Below are 8,261 nucleotides of genomic sequence, written 5' to 3' on the forward strand. Positions count from 1 at the left end.
TCACCCCAGCCCTCGTATGCGCACCGGGTAGGGCGACTCGCTCACGCCGTCCTCGCCCTCCCGCCTGACCACCACCCGCCGGCCCTCCCAGCGGGCGACGTAGCGTTCGACCTCCGGCTCGTCCCACCCGTCGCCCGCGTCCGGCACGACCAGCCCGCCGCCGGTCCGCCCACGCGCGGGCGCCCACACCTCCAGCTCCAGCGCGCCACCGCCGTCCCGCACGGGCAGCACGGCCCCCGCGCGCGCGAGCACCGGAATCCGCGACAAAGGGGCGTCGACCAGGACCTGCCCCGGGCCCTGGTAGACGCGCCCCGTCGCCGTGTCGTACCAGCGCCCCCGGGGCAGCTGCACCGCACGCCGGTCCGCGCCCGGATCGAGCACCGGCGCCACCAGGAGGCAGTCGCCCAGCAGGAACGCGTCCTCGCAGTCGCGCAACGCCCGGTCCTCCGGCGCCCCCCACCACAGCGGCCGCACATAGGGCGCACCGGTACGGCGGGCCAGATGCGCCAGTGTCATGAAGTACGGCAGCAGACGCCGGCGTTCGCCGAGCGCCACGCGCGCGTGCTCCAGTACCTCGGCACCGAACTCCCAGGGCTCCCTGCGCCCCGCCCGCAGACTCGCGTGCGTCCGGAACAGCGGCAGATACGCGCCGAGCTGGAACCAGCGCAGAAACAGCTCAGGCGACGGGCTCCCGTCGAACCCGCCCACGTCCGGTCCCGAGTACGGCACACCGCACAGCCCGAGCCCCATGACGAGCGACAGGGACGCGCGCAGCCCCGGCCATCCGGTGGCCACGTCCCCGGACCAGGTGCCGCCGTACCGCTGCATTCCGGCCCAGCCGGAGCGCGAGAACAGGAACGGCCGCTGCTGGGGGATCAGTTCACGCAGCCCCTCGTAGCCGGCCCTGGCCATGCACAGGGCATACACGTTGTGCGCCTCCCGGTGGTCGCCGCCGCGACCCTCCAGGGAGTGCCGCGCCGAACGCGGCAGCGTCGACTCGCCGAAGGCCGTGAAGGACGTGGGCTCGTTCATGTCGTGCCAGAACCCCGCGAAACCCTGCGCGAGCCGCTCCTCGTAGAACCCGCCCCACCACTTCCGCACGCGCGCGTGCGTGAAGTCCGGGTAGACCGACTCACCGGGCCACACCACGCCCCGCACCGTCCGCCCCGAAGCGTCCCGCACGAAGGCGTCCACGGCCTTCCCGCTGTCGTACACGGCGTTGCCCGGCGCGGCCTTCACCGCGGGATCGACGATCGACACCAGCCTGACCCCGTCCCGCCGCAGCTCCTCCGCGAGCCCCGGCAGCTTGGGGAAGTGCTCCTCGTCGACCGTGAACACCTGGTGCGCGTCGTAGTGGTCGATGTCCAGATGGACGGCGTCCAGCGGCAGACCGCGCTCCCGGTAGCCCGCGACGATCCGCCGCACCTCGTCCTCGCTGCCGAACCCCCAGCGCGCGTGATGGTGACCCAGCGCCCACTCCGGCGGCAGCGCGGGTGCCCCGGTCAGCGAGGCCCAGGCGTGCAGCACGCGCGCCGGGGTACCCACGATCACCCAGCAGCGCAGCGGACCGCCCTCCATCCGCAGCTCACACCGCCCGGCCCGGTCATGGCCGGAGCCGGCACCCTCCTCACCCTCCCGCAGCGTCACCGTCCCGTCCCACGAGGAGTCGAGGAACACCAGATGCGTGGCCGCGTCCGCCACCACCAACTGCACCGGCATCGTGATGTACAGCGGATCGTCACCGGGGCCGAAGGCATGCCCCGGGTCGGTGTTCCACAACCGGTACGTCCCGTCGCGCAACCGGAGTCCCGACGCGCGGCCGCCCAGCCCGAAGAAGCGCGCGTCGGCGGCCACCTCCGAGCGCTGCATCCAGCGCGCCGTGCCACCGCCGACCGGCTCCCACCACCGCGGGGGCAGATCCCGCCGCAGCGTCACGCCGCCGGGCGTGCACACCTCGACCGCGCCGTGCCGCGAGACCACGACCGTCGCCCGCTCCGCCACGACGCGCCAGCCGCCGTCCTTGTCCGGCTCCAGCACCGCCCGCGGATCAGGCTCGGGACAGTGCCCCGCGAGCGCGTACGACGGCTCGGGGCCCGCCCCGTCCCAGCCCCAGAAGACGGCCCCGTTCACGGCGACCACGATCCGCAGCTCGGACCGGCCGAAGCGGATGACACCGCCTCCCGGCCCGGGCTCCGCGCCCCGTACCGGCCCGGGCACACGTGCGCGCTCGACACCGCGCGGCGGCAGCCCCGCGGCGTCGGTACGCCTCCTGCGCCACGCGGCCAGTACGGTACGCAAACCCTGAGCCGCCCCCGCCGAACCGACCACCTTCACCGAACGCACCAGGTCACGACCGTCCATGCTGTTCACCCTGCCACTGACCGCCCCACGCGTGCGTGTCGTTCAACTGCCGTTCACCCGTGCTCGGACCACATCTTCACGACACGGACTATGTGGGGCGCACCCTGGTGTAGAAGTCGATCACATGGCATCGTCCCTGTCAGCCGCGTCACGCGCACAACCCAGCCCGTGCGCGACCGACGCCCACAACGCGCACAGTCCGGGAGCCGCACATGTCGACCGCGAACCCCCTGCCGCTCTGGCAACCAGATCCGGAGCGAATCGCCCAGGCACGCATCACCAGGTTCCAGGCCTGGGCCGCCGAGCACCACGGCGCCCCCGCCGAAGGCGGCTACGCGGCCCTGCACCGCTGGTCCGTCGACCAACTGGACACGTTCTGGAAAGCCCTCACGGAGTGGTTCGACGTACGGTTCTCCACGCCCTACGCGCGCGTGCTGGGCGACCGCTCGATGCCCGGTGCGCAGTGGTTCCCCGGGGCGACCCTGAACTACGCCGAGCACGCCCTTCGGGCCGCCGAGACCCGCGGGGACGAACCAGCGCTCCTGTACGTCGACGAGACCCACGAGCCGATCCCGGTGACCTGGTCCGAGCTGCGCCGCCAGGTCGGCTCCCTGGCCGCCGAACTGCGCGCCCTCGGCGTACGCCCCGGAGACCGCGTCAGCGGCTACCTCCCCAACATCCCCCAGGCCGTCGTCGCCCTCCTCGCCACGGCGGCCGTGGGCGGCGTGTGGACCTCCTGCGCGCCCGACTTCGGTGCCCGCAGCGTCCTGGACCGCTTCCAGCAGGTCGAGCCCGTCGTCCTGTTCACCGTCGACGGCTACCGCTACGGCGGCAAGGAGCACGACCGCCGCGAGATCGTCACCGAACTGCGCCGCGAACTGCCCACCCTGCGCGCCGTCGTCCACATCCCGCTCCTCGGCAGCACCGCACCCGACGGCGCCCTGGAGTGGTCGGCCCTGACGTCCGCCGACACGGAGCCCGTCTTCGAACAGGTCCCGTTCGACCACCCCCTGTGGGTGCTCTACTCCTCGGGCACGACCGGCCTGCCCAAGGCCATCGTCCAGTCCCAGGGCGGCATCCTCGTCGAGCACCTCAAACAACTCGGCCTGCACTGCGACCTGGGCCCCGAGGACCGTTTCTTCTGGTACACCTCGACCGGCTGGATGATGTGGAACTTCCTCGTCTCCGGCCTGCTCACGGGCACCACGATCGTCCTGTACGACGGCAGCCCCGGCTACCCGGACACCGGCGCCCAGTGGCGGATCGCCGAACGCACCGGAGCCACCCTGTACGGCACCTCGGCCGCGTACGTCATGGCCTGCCGCAAGGCGGGCGTCCACCCGTCCCGCGACCACGACCTCTCCAAGGTGCAGTGCGTCGCCACGACCGGCTCGCCCCTGCCGCCCGACGGGTTCCGCTGGCTGCACGACGAGGTCCGCGACGACCTGTGGATCGCCTCCGTGAGCGGCGGCACGGACGTGTGCTCCTGCTTCGCCGGAGCCGTACCGACGCTCCCGGTGTACATCGGCGAACTCCAGGCACCCAGCCTGGCCACCGACCTGCAGTCCTGGGACCCGAGCGGCAGCCCACTCGTCGACGAGGTGGGCGAGCTGGTGGTCACCAACCCCATGCCCTCGATGCCGATCAGGTTCTGGAACGACCCGGACGGCAGCCGCTACCACGACAGCTACTTCGACACCTACCCCGGCGTCTGGCGCCACGGCGACTGGATCACCGTCACCTCACGGGGCTCCGTCGTCATCCACGGCCGCTCCGACTCCACCCTCAACCGCCAAGGCGTGCGCATGGGTTCGGCCGACATCTACGAGGTCGTCGAACGACTCCCCGAGATCAAGGAATCCCTGGTCATCGGCATCGAACAGCCCGACGGCGGCTACTGGATGCCGCTCTTCGTGCACCTCGTCCCGGGAGCCGTCCTCGACGAGGCACTCCTGAACCGCATCAAGCAGGCCATCCGCGAACAGCTCTCGCCGCGCCACGTCCCCGACGAGATCATCGAGGTGCCCGGCGTCCCGCACACCCTCACCGGAAAGCGCATCGAGGTCCCGGTCAAGCGCCTGCTCCAGGGCACACCCCTGGAAAAGGCGGTCAACCCCGGCTCCATCGACAACCTGGACCTGCTGGACTTCTACGAGGACCTGGCACGCAAGCGCGCCTGACCTCCCCACACGATCCGGTCGGTCTCCACGGGCGGCCTCGGACCCACCCAGCAGCGGCGAACTCCGAGGCCGACCCGAGCGCCCCCGTTGTCAGTGCCCCCGATTACTGTGAGTGAGCACTGATCGACTGCGCACAGGGGGAAACATGGCGCACACCGACCACCGGACCATGCGACGCGTTCTGCGCCGCGAGATCGCGGGCACCATCGGCCTGCTGACCGACGAGCACGACTTCCGCGCCATGCGGCGCTACCGCAGCTTCACCTTCGACGACCACACCACCTATCTCCAGCAGATGGAGGCCCTGCTCAAGATCCGCGCCGCACAGGGCAGCCACACCACCCTGGCTCTCTTCGACCCCGAGGAATACGCCGACTTCTGCGCGGAGACCGGCGTCGACCCCGACGCCCCGACGAGCCGCGCCCGCTTCACGGCGGAACTGGCCGCCACGGGCGCCACCGTCCCCTACGAGGGCCAGGCCCTCGACGAACTCGTGCCGGCCCTCGTCGACGAGGCCGTCCGACAGGCCACATGGGAGTACGCGAGCACCCTGCTCGCCCGCCTCGGCCCCTGCCCCACCTGCGGCGAGGACATCGGCCGAGCCGCCTTCACCCACGCCGCCGAACTCCTCGCCCGCATCATCGAAACGGCCCCACCCGGCGACCGGCACCTCGTCTGCAGCGTCTCGGGCCCGCCGGAAACCCTCGTCTCCGTCCTCCATGCCGACCAGGACACCGACGGCGACACCCACCTGGACGAGGCGGAGGCCCTCGAATTCACCACCGTCCTCGCCCTGGGCATCGCCACCCACAGCCCCGGCGGACTCGTCATGCGCACCAGCGCCCCCGGGACCACCGACCGGATCTACGGCTGGCGCCTGCGCGGAGACGGCCTCGAACCCCTCACCGCGGGCGAGGTCTTCGACGCCTACTGCACCGACATCGAATCCGGCAACCTCATCGCCCCCGAATCCGGCGTCGACTACTGCGCTCCACCCGACCTCGGACAGGGGGACACGACACCCGGACACTGCCACTGAACACACCAGGGGCGCCCCACCCGCAGGCGGAGCGCCCCTGAACGAACCACCGTCGGTGGCCGGTGTGCCTACTCGCCGGACAGCACCGCCTGGGCCGCGCTGCGCGCCCCCTCGGCGCTGTCCGCCGCCCGCGCGGCCGACGCGGCGCGCTCGCACTGCGCCAGTGTGTACTTGGCCAGCGTCGCCCGGACATAAGGAAGGGACGCCGCACCCATGGAGAGGGAGGTGACCCCCAGACCCGTCAGCACACAGGCCAGCAGCGGGTCGGACGCGGCCTCGCCACACACACCACAGCTCTTGCCCTCGGCCTTCGCGGCCTCCGCGGACACCGCGACCAGGTCGAGCAGCGCGGGCTGCCACGGGTCCTGCAGCCGCGACACCGCACCCACCTGCCGGTCGGCGGCGAACGTGTACTGCGCGAGGTCATTGGTGCCCAGCGACAGGAACTCGACCTCCTGCAGGATCGAGCGCGCCCGCAGAGCGGCCGAGGGGATCTCCACCATCGCGCCGAACTTCGCCTGCAGCCCCGCCTCGCGGCACGCATCGGCGAACGCCTTCGCGTCGGCCCGGTCGGCCACCATCGGGGCCATCACCTCCAGGTAGACCGGCAGCCCCTCCGCGGCCTTCGCCAGCGCGGTCAGCTGCGTGCGCAGGATCTCGGGGTGATCGAGGAGCGTCCGCAGACCCCGCACGCCCAGCGCCGGGTTCGGCTCGTCCGCCGGAGTCAGGAAGTCCAGCGGCTTGTCCGCACCCGCGTCCAGCACACGCACGACGACACGGCCCTCGGGGAACGCCTCAAGGACCTGTCGGTAGGCGTCGACCTGCTTCTGCTCCGACGGCGCGTTCTTGCTGTCGTCCAGAAAGAGGAACTCGGTGCGGAAAAGACCGACACCCTCGGCGCCCGCCTCCAAGGCGGCCGGCACATCGGCCGGACCGCCGACGTTGGCCAGCAGCGGCATCTTGTGCCCGTCGGCGGTGGCACCCGGCCCGGTCGACGCCGCCAGCGCGGCCTTGCGCTCCGCCGCCGCGGTCTGGAGCTGCGCCTTCTTCTCCTCGCTCGGATTGACGAAGATGTCACCGGTACTTCCGTCGACGGCGATCACCGTGCCCTCGGCGAGCTCACCGGCACCCGGCAGCGCCACCACGGCCGGCACGCCGAGCGCCCGCGCCAGGATCGCGCTGTGGCTGGTCGGCCCGCCCTCCTCGGTGACAAAACCGAGCACCAGGGTCGGGTCGAGCAGAGCGGTGTCGGCAGGCGCGAGGTCACGGGCCACGAGCACATAGGGCTCGTCGCTGTCCGGGACACCCGGCATCGGAACCCCCAGCAGCCGGGCGACAATACGATTCCGTACGTCATCGAGGTCGGCCACGCGACCGGCGAGGTACTCACCGGCCGCCGCCAGCAGCTCCCGATACGCGGCGAACGCGTCGTACACGGCACGCTCGGCCGTGCTGCCGACGGCGATTCGCCGATCCACGTCCGCGATCAGCTCGGGGTCCTGGGCCATCATGGCCTGCGCCTCAAGCACCGCCTGGGCTTCGCCGCCCGCCAGATTGCCCCGCGCGATCAGGTCCGCCGCCACCGCTTCCACGGCCTGGCGGGCGCGCCCCTGTTCGCGCTCCGCCTCCTCCACCGGTATCTGCTTGGCAGGCGGCTCAAGAACCGCCGTTCCCATGTGCCGAACCTCGCCGATCGCCACACCGTGGCTCACGCCGACGCCTCGCAGCGTTGTCTCCATCTCACCCGTCTCCGATAGTGCGGCGGGTCCCGCCGCCGCGGTGGTTGTCCTACTGGCCGTCATACGACGGCACTGACGTCACTTCCAGTCGAAGAGACTGTCACCGGCCTTCACATCGCCGTCGTCGCGGAGACCGGAGAGGGACTCGGCAGTGGCCTCCAGCGCCACGATCGGGCAGACCGGGGACTTCCCGGCGGCCTCGACGGCGGCGGGGTCCCAGCGCACGATGGCCTGACCACGCGTCACGGTGTCGCCCTTGCCGACGAGCAGTTCGAAGCCCTCACCGTTGAGCTGCACGGTGTCGATACCGAGGTGGGTGAGCACACCATGGCCCTGCTCGTCGACGACCACGAAGGCGTGCGGATGCAGGGAGATGATGATTCCGTCCACCGGCGCCACGGCCTCGGACGGCTCACGCACGGGGTCGATCGCCGTGCCCGGGCCGACCATGGCCCCGGAGAAGACCGGATCCGGCACGGATGCCAGTCCGATGGCGCGTCCTGCAAGAGGGGACGTCACGGTGGTCATGGCAAGCCTCCCAGGGTGGAGCTGCGTATATACCGTCGCGGGTGAGCCCGGACGGAGCGCTGAGCAGCAGCGTATGACAGATGAACAACGGGTTCCGCATGAAAGCTACCAGCTAGTGGTCTAGACCACCAGTCCCGTCGATTTGCACGCGCTTCAGGGCCCCGTGTACAGTCGTACTCCTGCTTGAGGCCGAGTGACGCGATCTGGCGTCCTCACTCAGCAGCACCCAAATTTGTCAGATCCTAATCTCAGGGTCTCCTTCTGCATGTCTGCGGAACGGTGGTCAGAGAGACGGAAAAACACTGATAGAGTTTGGAACACCGAAGGGAAGCGCCCGGAGGAAAGCCCGAGAGGGTGAGTACAAAGGAAGCGTCCGTTCCTTGAGAACTCAACAGCGTGCCAAAAGTCAACGCC

5 protein-coding genes are annotated in these 8,261 nt (G+C 71.0%); 2 read left to right on the forward strand and 3 right to left on the reverse strand.

The window, feature by feature from the left end; translation table 11 throughout:
- The gene (locus AB0I54_RS17970; RefSeq protein WP_363296934.1) at positions 1-2,361 is read right to left on the reverse strand and encodes a glycoside hydrolase family 31 protein; all 2,361 of its coding nucleotides are present in this window, start codon (positions 2,359-2,361) and stop codon (positions 1-3) included.
- Between the two features lie 212 nt (positions 2,362-2,573).
- Between AB0I54_RS17970 and AB0I54_RS17975 the strand changes: the two genes are divergently transcribed.
- Together AB0I54_RS17975 and AB0I54_RS17980 are read left to right on the forward strand one after the other, a co-directional pair.
- Positions 2,574-4,541, forward strand: coding sequence for an acetoacetate--CoA ligase (locus AB0I54_RS17975; protein WP_363296935.1), 1,968 nt, complete (start codon positions 2,574-2,576; stop codon positions 4,539-4,541).
- Between the two features lie 145 nt (positions 4,542-4,686).
- Positions 4,687-5,580 (forward strand): hypothetical protein, encoded by an 894-nt coding sequence (locus AB0I54_RS17980; protein WP_363296936.1) that lies wholly within the window; start codon positions 4,687-4,689, stop codon positions 5,578-5,580.
- Positions 5,581-5,648: 68 nt separating this feature from the next.
- Here the strand turns inward: AB0I54_RS17980 and ptsP are convergent, their stop codons facing one another.
- Positions 5,649-7,319 carry a phosphoenolpyruvate--protein phosphotransferase gene (gene ptsP, locus AB0I54_RS17985; RefSeq protein WP_363296937.1) on the reverse strand — a complete coding sequence of 557 codons (1,671 nt, stop codon included), beginning with the start codon at positions 7,317-7,319 and terminating at the stop codon, positions 5,649-5,651.
- A 78-nt stretch (positions 7,320-7,397) separates the two neighbouring features.
- On the reverse strand, positions 7,398-7,847 hold the full coding sequence (locus AB0I54_RS17990; RefSeq protein WP_363296938.1) for a PTS glucose transporter subunit IIA: 450 nt from the start codon (positions 7,845-7,847) through the stop codon (positions 7,398-7,400).
- Positions 7,848-8,261: the final 414 nt, after the last annotated feature.

Origin of the sequence: Streptomyces sp. NPDC050625 (assembly GCF_040654755.1) — a bacterium.
Lineage (GTDB): Bacteria > Actinomycetota > Actinomycetes > Streptomycetales > Streptomycetaceae > Streptomyces.